General features: G+C 67.7%; 1 protein-coding gene. It reads right to left on the reverse strand.

Annotated elements, in window-relative coordinates; genetic code table 11:
- On the reverse strand, positions 1-1,824 hold a 1,824-nt coding region (locus VGQ44_01400), incomplete at both ends, for a prolyl oligopeptidase family serine peptidase (GenBank protein HEV8445435.1).

The raw sequence follows: 1,824 nt of genomic DNA on the forward strand, positions 1-1,824 counted from the left end.
CCCGAACGGCGTCAGCGTCTTGTTGTACGCGCCGCTCGTCGCGACGCCGGCGCGGAACAGGTCCGTGTGCGCGACGAGATTCGCGGTCATCATCGCGCCGTGACTGTGGCCCGTCACGCCGATGCGGTCGCGGTCGACGACCCCGAGCTCCACCGCCTTGTCGACGGCAGCCTGCGCATCGTCGATGAGCTGATCGATGTAGGTGTCGTAAGCCTTCTGCGGATCGCCGACGACCGGAAACGCCGCGTTGTCGATGAGCGCGTATCCGGAGAGGAGCAGCAACTGGTAATCGCGCAGCCGCGTGAAGAGCTGCTCGGAGCCGCTGACCTCGCCCGCCGTCTTGGCGCTGGCGTAGTCGAGCGGATACGCGTAGAGGATCGCCGGCACACGCGTCCCCTCTTTGTAGCTCGGCGGCGTGTAGAGCGTGAACGAGAGATCGAGTCCGTCCTTGCGCTTGTAGGTCACCAGACGTTTCTTGATGGAGCGCACGGCGGGCGTCGGATCGGGGATGTGCGTGATGGCCTGCCGCGTCGACGTGACGACGGCTTCGCCTGGAGCGGCGTTCGGCACTGGCGCACCGAGGGTACGCAGCATGAGGTTGGCCGGTTCGGCCGGCGTTTGGCGCAGCGTGAGCAGTGCGTCGGTCTTGTCGTTGGCGAAAGCGTAGGGGTATTCGTACGCGTCCTTGTCGCTGCGGAACAGCCGCCGCGATTGGCCGGTACGAAGATCGAAGCTGTCGAAAAACGGCCGCGCTCCGGCCGGCGACGCGCCCTGGCCGGCGAGGAAGATGGTGTCTCCCTTCTGCAGCACCGCCCACTTTCCGTTCGGCAGGACGCGATAGATCGGCCGGCCGGGATTCCGGTACGACTCGTCGCTCGAGAGGTCCCAGATCAGCCGCGGCTTCGCCTCGGGGTGAGCGACGTCGATGAGGAACGTTCGCCGCCAATGGCGGTTGTCGTCGTACTCATTGAGCAATCCGACGCCGCGCTGCTCGCTCCAGTCGATCCCTTCAAATCGCTGCTCCGTGCGCGCGATCTCCACGGGAGCCGACGTGAACGGCGCGCTCAGCGTCATCACCTTGTCGCGCGCGGGAACCTTCGCCTTCCAGTCTCCGCCGTCGAGCGCCTCGGCCCAAACGAGCGTCGCGGGCTCGGTCGGCCGCCACTCGTAATCGCGCGGACCGGTCGGTTCTCCGTGAATCGGAACATGCTCCGCGACCGGCAACTGCGCGAGCGGCGTCACCTTGCCCGCGCGGTCCCACACCTCGACGTCATGCGCGAAACGGCCGTACGTGACCGCATACGAATACGGCTTCCGGATCGACGTGACCAGGATGTGCTGCCCATCGGGTGCGAGATCGACGTCGCTGAGGACCGCAGGCGCGCCGACGCGCGTGACCGTGCCGGTCGCGGCGTCGACGAACGCGAGCTGGCTCGTGCCGTAGTACTCGAACAGCGCCTCGTCCGCTTGGTTGCGCAGCGTGTCGCGCGCCTCGTACGTGCTGAACTCGCCGCCGCCGCCGGTCGACTCCTGAATCCGCGGCCCTTCCATCCCCGCCTCGGCGACAGGTGCCGGGCCGGCGTCGTCAGGAACGGTCTTCACGAGGAGCGTCTTGCTGTCGCCCGCCCACTGCAGCGCGCTGCCGAGCATCGGATTGAGGCGGACAGTCCCGACGCGGTGCGTCTTCCCGTCACGATCGCCCACCCACAGCTCCACCGCATCGCGCGAGGTGTTCCGGAACGCGAACGCACTCCCATCCGGCGCCCACGAGAAGCCATCCGCACAGCCGCCAGCCGGCAGCGCGATCGGCGTCTCGCGATGCGT

This window comes from Gemmatimonadaceae bacterium (assembly GCA_036003045.1).
Classification (GTDB): domain Bacteria; phylum Gemmatimonadota; class Gemmatimonadetes; order Gemmatimonadales; family Gemmatimonadaceae; genus JAQBQB01.